Source organism: Streptomyces phyllanthi (assembly GCF_009377205.1).
Taxonomy (GTDB): domain Bacteria; phylum Actinomycetota; class Actinomycetes; order Streptomycetales; family Streptomycetaceae; genus Streptomyces; species Streptomyces phyllanthi.
On sequence record NZ_VJZE01000186.1, the window covers coordinates 1 to 15,910 of the forward strand.

Below are 15,910 nucleotides of genomic sequence, written 5' to 3' on the forward strand. Positions count from 1 at the left end.
GCCCGCACCCACGCACCCCTCCTCACCCCCAGCACTGCGGGCAGCAGCGGGGCGGACACGTTCGTGATCGTCGACCAGTTCGAGGAAGTCTTCACCCTCTGCCACGACGGGGACGAGCGCGCCCGCTTCATCGATCTGCTGCTGGCTGCCCGGCAGCCGGCAAGCCGCCTGCGGGTGCTGCTGGCGGTGCGCGGCGACTTCTACGGCCACTGCGCCGAGCACCGCCACCTGGCCGACGCGCTGCGCGACGCCAATGTGCTGGCCGGTGCGATGAGCCCGGCGGAACTGCGCGACGCCGTCGTCAAGCCGGCCACGGCCGCCGGGCTGACCGTGGAACGGGCCCTGACCGCCCGGCTGGTCAAGGAGGTCGCCGACGCGCCGGGCGGGCTGCCGCTGCTGTCGCACGTGCTGCTGGAGACCTGGCGCCGCCGCCGGGGCAAGACGCTGACGCTGGCCGGTTATGAGGCGGCCGGCGCCCTGGACGGCGCGATCGCCAAGACCGCCGAACAGGTCTACGACCGGTTCACCAAGGACCAGGCGGTGACCGCCCGCCGGGTGCTGCTGCGTCTGATCGCCCCCGGCGACGGCACCCCGGATACCCGCCGCCCAGCCCAGCGCGCGGAGCTGGAGACCACCGGCCGGCAGGAAACCGCCCCCGTGCTGGAGGCACTTGTCCGGGCACGGCTGCTCACCCTCGACGGCGACATGGTCGAACTCGCCCACGAGGCCCTCATCACCGGCTGGCCCCGGCTGCGCGGCTGGATCCAGGACAACCGCGAACGGCTGTGCGTGCACCGGAAACTGACCGAGGCCGCGCACGCCTGGCACGAACTGGGCCGCGAGGCCGGCGCCCTGTACCGGGGCAGCCGGCTGGCCACCGCCCAGGAACACTTCGGCGCCCCGCACCGTGGCGATCTGACCGACCTGGAAGACGCCTTCCTCACAGCAAGCCTGGCCGCCGATCAACAGCAGTTACGCGCCGCAGCCCGCGTCACGCGGCGGCTGCGGACACTCACCGCGACCTTGTCCGTCCTGCTGGTCCTCGCCGTCACCGCGAGCCTGATCGCGTGGCATCAGAGCCGGACCAGCGACCGGCAGCGCCAGGCCGCCGACACCGCCCGGCAGGTCGCCCTGTCCCGCCAACTCGCCACGCAATCGGCCGCTCTCCTCACCACCGACCCCGAACTCGCCGCGCTGGTGGCCGTTCACGCCTACCGAATGAGCCCGACCTCCGAGGCCCTGGAGAGCCTCTACACCGCCGCCGCCCTGCCTTTGCGCAAGACACTCCGACACCTCTACTCCACCCCGGTAGACACGGTGGAGCTCAGCCCCGACGGACGCATCCTGGCCACCAGTGACGGCGACGGCGGGGTGTCGCTGTGGGACACCGGCACCGGCCGCCTCCGCAACAAGTGGCGCGCAGACGACGAACCGGGCACCAAAATGGTGTGGAGCCGGGACGGCCGTACCTTGGCCACCACCGGTGGCATCGACGGCGTCGTGCGTCTGTGGGACACGGACAGCGGCCGCCACCGCACCTCAGTGCGCCCACGAGGCCAAGAGGCCGGCACAGAGTCTGGGGTGGGGGTGTTCTCGGTGGCGTTCAGTCCGGATGGCCGCACCCTTGCCACCACCAGCCACGACGGCGGCGTACGTCTGTGGGACGCGGACACAGGCCGCCTTCGCAGAAGCCTGCCCCGGCAGATCGGCCCGGGTGTGTGGGTGGTGTTCAGCCCGGACGGCCGCACCCTTGCCACCACCAGCCACGACGGCGGCGTACGTCTGTGGGACAGAGGCACGGGCCGCCTCCGCAAAAGCCTCCCCGGACCCACCGGCGACCCGTTCAATGCCGTGGTGTTCAGTCCGGACAGCCGCATCCTGGCCCTGGCCACCAGCGGCAGGGAGCAGACCCTGCAACTGCGGGACGCGGATACCGGCCGCCTCCGCAAAAGCCTCCCCGGCTCGTTCGACTCGGTGGCGTTCACTCCGGACAGCCGCACCCTGGCCACCAGCGGAGATCACACCGTGCGGTTGTGGGACGCCGACACGGGCCGTCTCCGTACACTCCTCTCCGGACATACCAGCCCGGTCATCGCGATGGCGTTCAGTCCCGACGGCCGCACCCTGACCACCAGCAGCGACGACGGCACCGTGCGGATGTGGGACATCACAGTCAACCCGCGGGCCATCCACACCCGACGCCTCAACGACGCGGAGTCCATGGCGATCAGTCAGGACAGCCGAACCCTGGCCACCGGTGGCCGGTACGGCACCGTGGGTCTGTGGGATACGCACAGCGGCCGCCGCCAAGTCAGTCTGCCGAATGCCGGGGCTGCAGAGCCTGCGTTGGCACTTAGCCCGGACGGTCGCACCTTGGCCGTCGACAACGACATCCACGGCATAGGACTGCGGAATACCTCCACCGGCCGCCTCCGCAAAAGCTTGACCACCTATAACTCTGACCCACCCTCGATGGCGTTCAACCAGCAGGGGAACACTCTGGCCACCACCAGTCCCAGCCGTGGCACAGAACTGTGGGACACCTCCACCGGCCGCCTCCGCACACACCTGGGAAAGGAGGGGAGTGAAGGCCCCTTGGCATTCAGCCCGGACGGCCGCACGCTGGCCGTGGAAGGGGCTGAAGGCCGGGTACGGCTGTATGACACCGTCACTGGCCACCTCCGCCAAAGCCTGACCGACCAAACCGCTCCGCTCGTTTCATTGGCGTTCAGTTCTGATGGCCGCACCCTGGCCGCCGCAGGCGGCAACAGCACCGTGGTGATCTGGCACCGCAACGGCACCTCCTCACGCCACCGCTTCCTCAGGAGCCTGGCCGGATCCGCCGGTGCGGTGGCCTTCAGCCCAGACGGCCGCACACTGGCCACCGCCAGCACCGACCACCAGGTGCTGCTGCGGGACACGGCCACCGGCGGGACCATGGCCGCACTGTCCGGGCACACCGACACCGTGACCTCAATAGCGTGGAGCCGGGACGGCCGCACCCTGACCACCGCCGGCGCAGACCAGACCGTACGCGTATGGAACGCCGCCCTCCCCGCCCCCGCCACGGCGCTCAGCAAGATCTGCCGCGCCATAGGCCGCGATCTCACCACGACTGAACAGACCCGCTACCTACCAGACCAGAAGGCCGAATGGAACTCCGAAACCGGCTGCCCACCAGCCACGCGCGACTGACTGGTACAACGCAAGTCGAGCACCGAGCCCAGCGGCTGACCAATCGGATGGCAACGCGAACAGGCGTGAGACTCTCGGCCCCTATGCGTCGGGCTCCGCCACTCCCCACCAGGATCAGGCATGCCGCTGACGTGCTGTGTCTTACGGTCGGCTTCATGAGTGCAGTCGATATGAAGCGGACGGTGAGATTGTGCAGCCGAACTTGAGATCCAACACGGCGGTCGTTCAGGTGTGGGCCATGTCCACGAACGGCGAGTAGTGGAGCTGCGCGGCGACGGTCACACGGGCCGTCGGCCCAAACCTGTTCTTCTCGATGACGAGGTCGGCCTCACCGGCCCGCGCCGATTCCGGCTCGTCCGCGTCCGGCAGCTCGACCTTGACCACCACGGACACATCGTTCTTGATCGCCCGCGATTCGCGGCCTCGCCCCCGTCAGCACCCGCGACCGTGACCGCAGGCGCGCAGCGGTCGACCTCGTCGCCGTCATCGTCGAAGTCCCGTACCGCCGAGGTCTGCCAGGCCATCGGCCGAGCACTTCGCCAGGAGCTGCCCGCGCTCGACATGGTCTCGCTGCACACCTTCCTGAACGACTTCACCAGCGCCGATCTGAGCACCGCCGAGCTGACCGACATCGATCTCAGCGGGGTGCGTTCGCTGGTCGCAGTACACAACCCGGTGGCCGACAGCCGTAGACGTCGAAGGCCTCAAAGCCCGCTCGGACGAAACTCCGCCCGGCAGCGGAACCTGGACAATCCGCTCAGGCACCGCAATCATCCGCGGTCTCGCCGAACTGGGATGACCCCCGGTCCACCGCGCGCCGTGTCCGTGATCGAGGTCTGTCCGGGTTCATCCGGTGAGGCCGAGGGCGGTCAGGGATCTGCGGTAGTCGCGGGCGGTGTAGCGGAGGGCGGCGGCGATGTTGGTGCGACCGTCCAGGGCAGGCGGCGGACACGGTCGAACAGGCCGGGATGGTTGGCCTTGACCTGGGCGATGTAGTGGGCGCCATGGGTGCGGAGGTAGGTGCCGTGGGCGTGCTGGGTGTGCAGGGCGTCGGTGGTGATGATCGTGCCGGTCAGGTCGATGCAGTCCAGCAGGGGCTGGAAGGTAGGGATCTCGTTGCTCTTGTCGGCGACCTGGCGCTGGGCCAGGACGTGACCGGCGTGGTCCATCGCGGCGAGCAGGGTGATGTAGGGGGTGGTGGCGGTGCGCGAGCCGCGCAGGGCCTTGCCGTCGACGGCGATCGCCCGCAGTCCGGGGCCGGTCGGGGTGGTACGGGCGGCGAGGAAGGCTCCGATTGCCTGGTCCAGGGCGTCGCCGTCCAACTGGACGAGGAGACGGCGCAGGGTGTGGGGGTGTGGGACGGACACGGTGCCGGTCAGCGGGTCCAGGGGAAAGCCGAGGGCCCGGCAGGCCCAGGCAGGGGCGTCGCTGATCCACTCGGTGATCGCGGTGAGCGACCGGGCGCCGGCCAGCACACCCGCCGCGGCTGCGGTGACCAGGGCGGACAGCTGGTAACGGCGCCCGCGAACACCTCTCGGATCGGGCACCAGGCCCAGGAAGCCGGACAGAGCAACCGCGTCCGTCAGCGGGACCGGGACGGAAGCCTGGGTCAGCTGGTCCAGCGCGGCAGGCATGGTGGAAGATGCAGAAGCAGGCACGGACTCACCAAGTGTTCATGGGACTTCGACACTCACATGATCACCGGGGCCGTGTCTGCACTGCGTCCCCCTCTGCCCGAACCAGGACGTCCGACGCGACTCCGAACCAGCCCGACGATCCGGACGAACCCCGATCATGCAACGAACCCTGGCATGATGGGCGGGAACGAAATGCTATCCGCACCGCCTTTCGATATTTTCCCGAAGCAGCCACAAAAGCACCCGAAGAGGCTTTCTTAATTCAGGGCATTGAGCTTCCGGAATATTAATTAGGCGCAAACATGCGTGTCCGCAATTTGGTTTAATTCTCTGCAAGATCTTCTATGCCCTTCAGGACCTCCGTGAGCCATTTCCATCCTGAAGTTGCAGGTCAAGGGCCTCCCGTGAGGATGGAAGTGCTTGGCCTACCAGCGGGCGAGAATTGCCTCTGGGACGCTGAAGAGGTCACCGCAGTGGACGCAGTGGGCGTGGCCGAATACGTAGGGAAGTTTGGCTGCGACCTCGGGATGCCCATCGGAGAGGGCGCGTGCGTGGAGCCTGGGTAGCAGCCCCTCAGCGGTGGCCAGGTCCTGAGGCTGGAGCGGGATCGTGTGAGCTGGTGGCCGCTTGAAGTACATCTCGTCGGCGGTGGAGTAGTGGCCGCCCTCTCCGAAGACGATGAAGTTCTCCGAGAAGCAGGCTGGGCAGGGGACCTCGTACTCCTCTCCGTTCACCTGGTCGAGGTGCTCGCCCCAGCCTTCGACTCCCTCGAAGCTGAGCAAGGTCGACAGGAGCTGAACGTAGTTCAGGGAGTCATCGGCGAGGGCGGGGTCACCCAGTGCTTGCTCTGTCAGCGCCAGCAGTTCGGCGATCACGGCAGAGTGGATGACGAAGGGATCCACGACCTCGTCCCGGATGTCGCGACTGGCCACGATCTGGCTGGCCAAGTAGAGCGGCATGCGCCGTTCAGCGAGTGACCACTGTCTGGCCTTCTCCGCCAGTTTCGGCAGGGCAGCGTAACTGGCCGAGTAGACGCCACCCTGGTGGTACAGGCGGGAGGCTAGGGCGTCCCAGCCCGGATCCCGCGGGTCCGGGCCGACTGCGTCGAGCAGGCCGGGAATGTCTTCCGCGGTCCCGTATGCGTGGTGAAGCTGAGACCAGTCCGTCATGCGGAGATCTAAACAGAGACCGATCAGCACGTACCTCAGGGGGAGCGCGACCCATCCGGCGGCTCCAGCGGCACCGATACGTCGGCATGCCCCTGCCTTTGCCAACCTGGCCGCAGCCAAGCGCTGTTGAGCTATACGTGGCGGTGAAGCTCCTGATAGACGGGTTCACGACCAAAACCACCCGTTGTCCCGCCAGGAGCTTCGTCGTGCTTGCGTACCCGTCCGCTATCGACCTGTCCAGTGCAGCGCTCCGACTGCTGTCCCGGCACCTGGCGGTGCGACGCGTGCAGCTGCGAACCCGCTGGCGGCGGTTGCCGACGGTCCACCAGGCCCTGCTGGCTCTGGCTCACCTGCGCTGCGGTGACACCTACACCCGCCTGGCCGCATCTTTCGGCATTGGTGTCGCCACCGCGCACCGGTACGTCGCCGAGGCCATCGACGTTCTGGCCCGGCTCGCCCCCACGCTTCAACGGGCCGTCAGCCGCGCGAGCACCAAAGCGTTCGTGATCCTGGATGGCACTTTGCCGCCCATTGACCGGATCGCCGCGGACCGCCCTTACTACTCAGGCAAGCACAAGAAGCACGGCATGAACGTGCAGGTTCTGGCCGATCCGTCCGGCCGGCTGCTATGGGCCTCGCCTGCGCTGCCCGGTGCAGTCCACGACATCAAGGCGGCCCGCGCGCATGGCATCGTCGACGCCCTGACCAGCGCGGGCATCCGCTGCCGGGCCGACAAGGGCTACCAGGGTGCGCGGGGCACGATCCGCGTTCCCCACCGCGGCCGGCGGGACACGCTGTCCGCCGGTCCACGGGCTGTCAACGTCTCCCACGCGCGGATCCGCGCCGTCGGTGAGCAGGCCATAGCCACCTTGAAGCAGTGGCGCCTGCTGCGGAAACTCCGTTGCAGCACGACCCGCATCACCAACGTCGTGAAGGCGGTCCTGGCCATCCACCCGGCCACGTCAGCCTGAGGTTGGAAAGGGCTCCGTGGCGCGATCGTGTCCGCGACCGGCTCCGGAAAGACGATCACTGCCACCTGGGCCTCGCTGGAGAACTTCCGGAGCGGCGGATCCTCGTGATGGTGCCGACCTTGGACCTGCCCGCCCAGAACCGGGGCAAGGCAGACCGCACCGCCCCGCTGGTCGCCGTGTGCTCGCTGGAGAACGGCCTCGTGCTGAACGCGCTCGGAGTGCGCGCCACCACCAACCCCATCCAACTCACCCTGTGAGCGGGGAAGGGCCGGTCGTGTTCGCGCCCCTCTTGTGAACCGCGACTGCTATGCCGCAGCCAGCGCGCCTTCTGATCCGAAAACGTCGTCGAAGCGGTGCGCTCGCTCCGTGCAGACGAGATGAAAGGCCCCGCTGCGGTGACGCAGGGCATGGGCGGTGTAGTGAACGACTTCGGCTGGGGTGAGGACCTTGAGGTCGCCGAAGACGTAGTACAGCGGGGTCGGGGCGTGGGCCGCGGTGAACAGGAGGCCGGCATTGACGGTGTCTTTACTGATGGCGTAGCGGTCGGTGTCGGTGCTGGGCATGCAGTCTTTGGCGTCGATGGTGATCAGGTCGCTGCCGCGGGCGGCGATCAGGTCGGGGAACTGCCGCAGGGCGGAGCGGGTTCGGCGCAGGGCTTCCCGCACGGCGGGCGGGTAGGTGCCCTGTCCGCAGGGCTGGACGGTCCAGCCGCGGGCACGCAGAGCGGCTGCCACCCGACGTTCGTGCGCTTCGCCTATCGCCTGGCGGTCCTGCCACTGCGTCACCCTGGCCCCCCCTTGGGTAAGTTCCGCGATCCAAGTGCGTGATACGAAGGATTCATAGTTCGTCCTACCCTCCTGGAAGCTATGATGCTCCTCATGGCGGCATACGTTGACCCACGCTTTCGTCCTACTCTCTGGCCCGGAACGCCCGTGCCGACACCGGAGTTGATGCCTCTTCGGGGGGCGCGGGCCGACGGCGAGTGGATCGTCTGGACCCCGCAGGTCCGTTCCCGCGCGTACACGGTCCCCGTGCCGGAGGACTTCTACCTGCGCGAGTTCATGGAGGTCGACCCCGAGGACCTCGACGCCGTGGCTGCCTTGATGCGCATCTACGGACACCTCGGCGGCAGCATCAACACCGGCAGCTGGGACGTCGACGTCTACGAGCACCTCAAAGAACTCGCCGAGCGCGAACACCCCCGCGCGCCGTTCGCCCTGCACGGCGAACTGGCCACGCTGTTCATGCGGGAGGCGCAGGCTGCCATTACCACCTGGCTGGCCCTGCGGCGCAAGGGCGGGCTCGACGCGCTCATCGAGCCCGAGGTGTCCGAGGAAGAGCTGGCGCAGTGGCAAGCAAGCAACGCTGACCGTGAGGAAGCTTGGCCGCGGGACCTGGACCACCTGCGCGAACTCGTCCTGGAAATCAGAATCAGCGACCTCATGAGCGAACTGAACGCTGCGCTCAAGCCGTTCAGCATCGGCATCGGCAGCCTGAGCGACCGCTACCCCACCATCCTCGCCGTGGCGTTCCTCCAGCTCTACAACCACCTCGCCGAGGACGCCACGATCCGTGAATGCGCGAACGAGACCTGCCGCCGGAACTTCGTACGCCAACGAGGCCGCGCCGCATACGGACAGAACCGCACCAGCGGCATCAAGTACTGCACCCGCGAATGCGCCCGTGCCCAGGCGCAGCGCGAACACCGCCGGCGCCGCAAACAGCAGACTCCGCCGCTCCAGCAGCTACCAGCGCCTGGCCCTCAGCCGCACGACACCTCAGAGCCGACCGCCGAAGGGCGCTGACGGATGATCAGCCTGCGAGAACACCAGGTGGAAGCGAACTCGCGCATCCGTGCGTGGGCGGGATTCCCCGCCAGGTCACCTTGGGCTCCGCGGCACCGTCGTCTCCGCAACCGGATCCGGGAAGACGATCACCGCCGCGTGGGCCGCGCTGGAGTGCTTCAGGGGCGGACGGATCCTCGTCATGGTCCCGACCCTCGACCTGCTCGTGCAGACCGCCCAGGCGTGGCGGAGGGTCGGCCACAACGGGCCGATGGTCGCGGTGTGCTCGCTGGAGAAGGACGAGGTCCTGGAGCAGCTCGGCGTGCGGACCACCACGAACGCGATCCAGCTGGCGCTGTGGGCGGGGAGGGGGCCGGTGGTCGTGTTCGCCACGTACGCCTCGCTCGTGGACCGCGAAGATCCCGAGGATGTCACGGGCCGGGCGAAGGTACGCGGGCCACTGGAGGCCGCTCTGGCGGGCGGGGAGCAGCTGTACGGGCAGACGATGGACGGCTTCGACCTCGCCGTCGTCGACGAAGCCCACTCAACCGCAGGTGATCTCGGGCGGCCGTGGGCGGCGATCCACGACAACAGCCGGATCCCGGCCGACTTCCGGCTCTACCTGACCGCGACCCCGCGCATCCTCGCCTCCCCCCGCCCGCAGAAAGGCGCGGACGGCCAGGAGCTGGAGATCGCGACGATGGCCAGCGACCCGGACGGCCCGTACGGTGAATGGCGGTTCGAGCTCGGGCTGTCGGAGGCCGTCGAGCGGGGCATCCTCGCCGGGTTCGAGATCGACGTGCTGGAGATCCGCGACCCCTCCCCCGTCCTCGGGCTGTCGGAGGAGGCGCTGCGCGGGCGGCGCCTGGCACTGCTGCAGACCGCGCTCCTGGAACACGCCGCCCGGCACAACCTCCGTACCGTCATGACGTTCCACCAGCGGGTCGAGGAAGCCGCCGCGTTCGCGGAGAAGATGCCACAGACGGCAGCCCGGCTGTACGCCACCGAGGTCTCCGACGAGGCCCTGGCCGACGCGGACGCCCTGCCGAAGTCGTCGATCGACGCGGAGTTCTACGAGTTGGAGGCCGGCCGCCACGTGCCCCCGGAGAGGGTGTGGTCGGCGTGGCTGTGCGGCGACCACCTCGTCGCCGAACGCCGCGACGTCCTCCACCAGTTCGCCAACGGCGTCGACGTGGCCGGCCGGCGCGTGCACCGCGCCTTCCTCGCCTCTGTACGCGTCCTGGGCGAAGGCGTCGACATCGTCGGCGAGCGCGGTGTGGAGGCGATCTGCTTCGCCGACACCCGCGGCTCCCAGGTCGAGATCGTGCAAAACATCGGCCGGGCGCTGCGCCCGAACCCCGACGGCACGACCAAGACCGCCAGAATCATCGTCCCCGTCTTCCTCCAGCCCGGCGAGGACCCGACCGACATGGTCGCCTCCGCCTCGTTCCGCCCCCTCGCGGCCGTCCTCCAGGGCCTGCGCTCGCACTCCGAACGCCTCGTCGAACAGCTCGCCAGCAGGGCGCTGACCAGCGGGCAGCGGCACGTGCACGTGAAGCGGGACGAGGACGGGCCCATCATCGCCACCACGGCCGAAAGCGAGGGCAGGCAGGACGAGACCGAGGGCTCGGTGGAGTCAGCGCTGCTGCACTTCTCCACCCCGAGGGACGCGACGACGATCGCAGCGTTCTTGCGCACCCGGGTGTACCGGCCCGACTCCCTGGTCCGGCTCGAGGGCTACCAGGCTCTCCGCCGATGGCGCCAGGAGAACGGCATGGCCGGCCTGTATGCAGTCCCGTACGACACCGAGACCGAGGCCAGCGTCACAAAGGCGTTCCCGCTCGGGCGGTGGGTCCACCAGCAGCGGCGCGTGTACCGCGCCGGTGAACTCGACGACACCGCAAGACCCTGCTCGACAAGGCCGGGATGGTGTGGGAGCCCGGCGACGAAGCCTGGGAGCAGAAGCTGGCGGTACTGCGGTCGTACCGCCGCGCGCACGGTCACCTCGCCCCCAGGCGCGACGCCGTATGGGGCGGCGCCGACAGCGAACTGGTCCCGGTCGGGGAGCACATGGCCAACCTCCGCCGCACCCACGGCCTCGGCAAGAACCCCGAACGCGCCACAGCCCGCGCAGTGCAGCTGGCCGCGATCGACCCCGACTGGAACTGCCCCTGGCCACTCGACTGGCAACGCCACTACCGCGTCCTCACCGACCTCGCCGCCGACGAACCCGGCGGAACCCTGCCCTCAATCGAGCCGGGCGTGCTGTTCGAGGGCGACGACCTGGGCAGGTGGCTGCAACGGCAGCGCCACAGCTGGGCGGAGCTGTCCGAAGAGCAGCAGCAACGGCTGTCGGCACTGGGCGTGACACCCTCCGAGCGGCCCGCCCTGGCCCCGACGGCCCAGGGCGGCGGGAAGACGTCACCCTTCCAGCGCGGTCTGGCGGCCCTCGCCCAGTGGATCCAGCGCGAGGGCGCCCAGAGGGCAGTGCCGAGGGGACACATCGAATGCGTCGTCATCGACGGCCAGGAGCACCAGCACAAGCTCGGCGTATGGCTATCGAATACCAAGACCCGCCGCGACAAACTCACCCACGACCAACGCACCGCACTCACCGAACTCGGCATCGATTGGGCCTGATGACGAACGAGGAAGCGTGCCGTCCTCGTCTGGCGATGCACCGAGGCTGGGTCACGGTGGCGGAGGTGGGGCGGTGAGATACGGCGCGAGTTGGGCTTCAAGATCTGCGACGCGTTTGTCCAGGAAGCGGTTGTTCTGGCGGGCGCTGCCCAGACGCTCTTGGAGGCGCTGGTTGTCCTGGGTGAGCTGTCGTACTTGCTGCTTCAGGCTGGTGTTCTCGCTGACGATGCGCTGCAGTGAGCCTTCGGGGAGATCGTGTTCGAGGTCTCGGATCTTGCCGAGGAGTTCTGCGATACGGGTGCGCTGAGTGAGGATTTCGCGCTGGGTCTGGGCGAGTGCCTCTTCGGCGTTGAGGGCGCGCTCCCTCCAGGCGGGGCTGTGTGCGGCTGCGGCTGTGGGGGATTCCGGGTTGGGATCTGCCTCTGCGGGTGGCCTGCTCGACAAGGGCTCTGGCCTGCTGGTTTTGGTAGAGGAAGGTGCGTGAGACGCGGGCGGTACGGGCAACGGCTGCGACGGTGACAGGGGTATCGTCGCGCGCCATGGCCGCCAGGGCGGTCTGGAGGCGTTGAAGCATCTCTTGGGTGGCTTGGCGGCGGGCTCGGACGGCCGCGTCGGTGCGGGGAGTACTCATGGCTGCCCTGTGTCGTCGGGGGCCTGCAGTGCGGCAAGGTCTCGGGCGCGGAAAGCGGTGCTCCAGGTGCGGTGGAAGTAGTCCTGGGGGCGCCGCAGGTCGAGGGTGAGGGCTTCGTCGAGGACGCCGAGGGCGGCCAGGGCCCTGCTCGAGTCCTTTGATCGCCTTGGCGGTGGGTTCGAAGACGGTGTGGAGGTAGTCGGCGGTGGCGTCGTCGGGAGCGTTCTCGGTGATGGAGCGCCACTGTTCGGCTTTGCGTCGCCAGTAGAGGAGGTCTGCGCCGGAGAGGACGAAGTTGTCGCAGTTCTCGCAGTCGAGTTTCCAGGGGCAGGATCCGCCGTCGCCGACGGGTTGGTAGGTGCAAAATCCGCCGTCGGCGGGGGTGCAGCGGCGGGAGAGGCCCAGGGCCAGGGCGAGGGCTGTCTCGCGGCCCATGGGGGTGGTGTCGCCGGAGAGGAGTTCGCCTGGGTTGGATGCGCCGGGCCCGGCTACCCAGACGGTGTTCAGGACGTCTTCGAGGTCGCTGTTGGTGATCTTCACGTAGTGCTCGGCCATGCGTTCGGAGAGCTGGCCGAGGTAGCGGCGGATGTGGGTGAGCGTGGCGCCGGCGCGCAGCAGGTTGGCGGCCAGAGTGTGGCGGGCCTGGTGGGCGACGTACGCGCCGCCGAGGTCGAGGCCGGCGATCCAGGTCCTGAAACGCTCGTTGAAGTGTCCGTAGGAGATCGGCTGCCGGCCGTTGGGGTTGCGGATGCGGGAGGGGAACAAAGCCAGGCCGGGGCGTTCGGCAGCCGCTGGAATGCGGCCGTAGCGCTTTTCGAAGAGCTGGAGTGTCTTGGTGCGGCGGGCATCGAGGCGCTGGTACACGGGCTCGGGGATGCGGATGCCCTCGTTGTAGTTGCCGACCTTGGTCTGGTCGTGCCACAGCATGGCCAGACCGCGGTAGCGGCCGATGCAGTCCAGCCGCAGTTGGACGACCTCGCTGCAACGGCGCCCGGTGGCGACGATGGTCTCCCAGATGTCCCGCAGGCCCCGGTCGTTGAGGTCGAGTTCCTCCAGGCGGCGCAGGTTGGTCTCGTCCATCAGCGCGCGGGCGACGTCGTCGCTGAAGGGGTTGCGGGAGCGCTGCTTGAGGCCGGCGCCGCCAAAGGGGATGACGGTCAGGAAGCCGGTGTCAATGCCGCAGCGTTCGGCGTGGCCGGCGGTGATGGCGCTGTAGAGCAGTTTGCGTGCCCCGTTGAAGACGAATTGACAGGTCAAGTCGGTGACGGTGGGGGATCGTCCGTCGACCAGGACCATGCCCAGGGACGGCAGGCCGTGGCGGGCGCGGTGGCGCTGGTCGGCGACGAACCGCTCGGCGTGCTCACGGCGCAGCACGGTGGGGTCGTGGCCGGCGGCGGGGGCATCGGTTTCGAGGAAGACACCCAGTTCGACGGCGGCGCGGCGCATCTGGTCGAAGGGGCCTCTGGTACGGGGGCACTGCGGGGACCGGAGCCACTCGGCGAAATGGTCCCAGAGCAGGTCGCGCAGCCACCGCTGCGGTACGGCGGTGATGTTGAAGTGGCTCCGGGCATTCTTGAAGCGTCGTCCGAAGTGATCGGTCTCCAGGAAGCCGGCGTCCTTGGTGTCTGAGGGGCTGTAGTAGACGCAGCGCAGACCGTTGATGATCTCCCAGATGATTGTGCGGACCTCGGAGTCCATCTGCTTGCGTGTCAGGCCTGCGTAGCTTCCGTCGTGCAGGTCCATCAGTGAGGTGAATGAGCCACGCCAGCAGTGCTTGATCGTGTTCCTGATGCCATTGGTGGTCCACTCGGAGTGCTGAGCGCACTGGGCGTGGGCATGCAGCCCCACTGGATCTCGGCCCGCAGCAACGGGGGAGGCCGTGCAGGTTGACCAGTCCTGGCTGCGTGACCGGCTCGGCGTTAGCGCACCAGGCATGGAATGCGTCCTCGTCACCGTAGACAACGGGAGGTGGCTGGCCGTTCGTGAGGCGCCCGCGTTGGTTCTGCGATCTGGCTGCTCCCGGACGTCATCCAGGTTGTAGCGGCTCAGGTGCTGAATACACAGGCTCAGTGAGGTGCATGCCAGGAACGGACAGCGAGCCGTACACAGGCCATAACTGGGCAACGGGTGCTGTGCGCGGGCCCAGTGCTCGAACTGGCCCCGGTCCACATCGGCTGCCGCGCCGTATTGCCATCTTGTCTGGTGCTGCTGGCACAGCCGGGTGGTAGGGCTGACCGCAGGGCGGTCGGGACAGATCAGGCACCGGCCGTAGTCCACTCCCCGCGCCGCAGGCAGAGCGGTGGCCGCGTCCATGAAGGCGCGCTTGGTCTGCCCCGCCCGCTCGGCCTGCTCCCACTCCAGACAGTGCGTGCCGCACAAATTGTGGCTGACCCGGCGGATGCGCATGCAGCCGTCAACAGCGCACTGCCAGGCGTAGACCGGGTGGTGAGGCGGGATGAAGATCAGCGTGTCGCGGAAGAGCGGGTCGAATGCGGGGGCGTCGATGAGGGCTGTGAGCAGTTCGAGCCGGTCGCGGCCGATAGGGGTGGCGTCGGTACGGCCGGGCAGCAGCGTCAGCGGGATCACGGCTGTGTCCCCCACACCTGCTCCAGCGCCGCGGTGAAGACCGGGTCATGGACGTCCACGTGGCCGTAGACCTGCTCGACGGTCGCGGCCGAGGCCCAGCCGCCGGCTTCTCGCGCGATCACAGCGTTCCCCCGGGCGGCGTCCAGCACCGCGGTGGCGAAGCTGTGCCGGAAAGCGTGCGGGACCACCCGGCCGATCTGGCCACGGGCCGCGGCCCGGCGCAGCATGCCGCGGCCCGGCGCAGCATGCCGCGGCCCGGCGCAGCATGCCGCGGCCCGGTGCAGCATGCCGCGGGCCGCGGCGGTGGTCCACGGCTGCCCGCGGGAGGAGCCGTGCAGGCTGACCAGGAGCATGCCGTGAGCGGTCTGGGCGGGGTACTGGGTGGTGATGTACTCGAAGTAGGTGTGGATCATCGCCGGGCTCGCCCGGCGCACCGTCCCGCCGCGCACTGCGTCGTCCTGCCAGGTCCAGGGCGTCTTGGTCTTGACCCGGGCCCGGTTGGCGTTGTCCTCACGGTGGCAGATGTGCACGTGCGGCCCCCGGCACTGACCGCACGCGGCCCGCTCGCGCAGGTGCAGGTCGACCAGGCGCAGCCCGCACAGCTCACCGATCCGGAAACCGCCGTCGGCCAGCCACGTGACCACCATCCGGTCCCGCGCGCACGAGGCCGCCCCCAGCAACATCTCCCGGGCACCCTCGGGCAGCATCTTCGGATGCCGGCGCACCTGTTCGGCGGGCGCGAGCGGGTTGGCGGGCATGCTGTGCAGGACGTGCCCGAGCATCGCCCGCCGCCTATCCGCCCGCGTCGGCAGCCGCGTGACGCGCAGCGCCTCCGCCAGCGACGGGTTCACGCCGAGGGTGCCCAGGCGGAGGTAGAAGCCCTTCAGGCAGGCCGCCGCGGCCTTCAGTGCGCTGTGCCCGTAGGGGCGCTTGCCTTCCCGCCACGGCAGACCGAACGGCCCCGGGTAGTGCGCTCCCAGAGCTGCCATGCAGTGCCGCAGATCCTCAAGCGACACCGACCCTGTGTCCAGCCCCGCGAACCGCAGCCACCGCAGATGATCCACCAGCACATACGCGTACATACGATCCGTACCCGCCGCGCAGGTACGCAAGAACCCGTCCGCCTCCGCCAAGAACGTGCAGTCGGTGTCCACGACCGTGTAGCAGACCCGGCCGTCCCCGCGGACGATCTCCTGCACCCGTAACTCGCCCACCACCAACCGGCCACCCACCATGCGCCGCCCCCTCCGGACCAGGAACCGCCCCGGTGACGGCACTCCTGGCCCCGAGTCCACAC

At 68.9% G+C, this 15,910-nt stretch carries 9 protein-coding genes and 2 pseudogenes; 5 read left to right on the forward strand and 6 right to left on the reverse strand.

The window, feature by feature from the left end:
- A partial coding sequence (locus FNH04_RS24355; RefSeq protein WP_152787671.1) for a WD40 repeat domain-containing protein occupies positions 1-3,195 on the forward strand: 3,195 nt, incomplete at its 5' end.
- A gap of 225 nt (positions 3,196-3,420) precedes the next feature.
- Here the strand turns inward: FNH04_RS24355 and FNH04_RS24360 are convergent.
- From FNH04_RS24360 to FNH04_RS24370, 3 genes are all read right to left on the reverse strand, one after another.
- A complete protein-coding gene (locus FNH04_RS24360; protein ID WP_386576350.1) occupies positions 3,421-3,582 on the reverse strand; it encodes a hypothetical protein in 162 nt (53 codons plus the stop codon).
- A gap of 482 nt (positions 3,583-4,064) precedes the next feature.
- On the reverse strand, positions 4,065-4,829 hold the full coding sequence (locus tag FNH04_RS24365; protein ID WP_228031593.1) for an ISAs1 family transposase: 765 nt from the start codon (positions 4,827-4,829) through the stop codon (positions 4,065-4,067).
- Positions 4,830-5,257: 428 nt separating this feature from the next.
- Positions 5,258-6,001: a hypothetical protein gene (locus FNH04_RS24370; RefSeq protein WP_152787673.1), complete on the reverse strand. Its 744-nt coding sequence runs from the start codon at positions 5,999-6,001 to the stop codon at positions 5,258-5,260.
- A 206-nt stretch (positions 6,002-6,207) separates the two neighbouring features.
- On the opposite strand from FNH04_RS24370, the gene FNH04_RS24375 reads away from it, so the two are divergent.
- Together FNH04_RS24375 and FNH04_RS47850 are read left to right on the forward strand one after the other, a co-directional pair.
- Positions 6,208-6,972 (forward strand): transposase family protein, encoded by a 765-nt coding sequence (locus tag FNH04_RS24375; RefSeq protein WP_322723723.1) that lies wholly within the window; start codon positions 6,208-6,210, stop codon positions 6,970-6,972.
- Between the two features lie 6 nt (positions 6,973-6,978).
- A pseudogene (locus tag FNH04_RS47850) lies at positions 6,979-7,249 on the forward strand (DEAD/DEAH box helicase family protein); the annotation flags it as partial.
- A gap of 28 nt (positions 7,250-7,277) precedes the next feature.
- Here the strand turns inward: FNH04_RS47850 and FNH04_RS24380 are convergent.
- Positions 7,278-7,757, reverse strand: coding sequence for a hypothetical protein (locus FNH04_RS24380; protein ID WP_228031594.1), 480 nt, complete (start codon positions 7,755-7,757; stop codon positions 7,278-7,280).
- Between the two features lie 246 nt (positions 7,758-8,003).
- Between FNH04_RS24380 and FNH04_RS24385 the strand changes: the two genes are divergently transcribed.
- Both FNH04_RS24385 and FNH04_RS24390 read left to right on the forward strand, forming a co-directional pair.
- On the forward strand, positions 8,004-8,777 hold the full coding sequence (locus FNH04_RS24385) for a hypothetical protein (RefSeq protein WP_322723719.1): 774 nt from the start codon (positions 8,004-8,006) through the stop codon (positions 8,775-8,777).
- A 3-nt stretch (positions 8,778-8,780) separates the two neighbouring features.
- Positions 8,781-11,396 (forward strand): annotated as a pseudogene (locus FNH04_RS24390) (Helicase associated domain protein).
- A gap of 97 nt (positions 11,397-11,493) precedes the next feature.
- On the opposite strand, the gene FNH04_RS47855 reads toward FNH04_RS24390, so the two are convergent.
- Both FNH04_RS47855 and FNH04_RS24405 read right to left on the reverse strand, forming a co-directional pair.
- Positions 11,494-14,613, reverse strand: coding sequence for a DUF6262 family protein (locus FNH04_RS47855; protein WP_322723720.1), 3,120 nt, complete (start codon positions 14,611-14,613; stop codon positions 11,494-11,496).
- Positions 14,610-15,910, reverse strand: a 1,301-nt coding sequence (locus FNH04_RS24405; RefSeq protein ID WP_322723722.1) for a site-specific integrase, incomplete at its 5' end; no start/stop codon positions are given. The genes FNH04_RS24405 and FNH04_RS47855, both read right to left, overlap by 4 nt.